At 61.9% G+C, this 270-nt stretch carries 1 protein-coding gene; it reads left to right on the top strand.

The features are described from left to right. Positions 1–270 (top strand): Ku protein (locus ACKX14_RS15875; RefSeq protein ID WP_422449361.1); only part of this gene is annotated, 270 nt, incomplete at both ends.

Here is a 270-nt window from a genome sequence, read left to right as displayed (position 1 = left end):
CCCCTGGGAGGAGATCGTCAAGGGGTACGAGTACGAGAAGGACCGCTTCGTGGTCCTCACCGAGGAGGATTTCGAGTCCGCCGCCCTCGCCACTTCCAAGGTGTTCGAGATCCAGGATTTCACCTCGGAGGATCAGGTCGATCCTCGCTATTTCGAAAAGCCGTACTACCTCGTGCCGCAGGCGGGCGGGGAGAAGGCGTACGCGCTGCTCCGCGAAGCGATGCGGAACACCGGTACGCTCGGGATCGGCACGATCACGATGCGGAAGAA

The organism is Thermorhabdus hydrogeniformans, assembly GCF_049310025.1.
GTDB lineage: Bacteria > Bacillota > Thermosediminibacteria > Thermosediminibacterales > Tepidanaerobacteraceae > JBJYKD01.
This window is presented reverse-complemented; position numbering and strand designations above follow the sequence as displayed.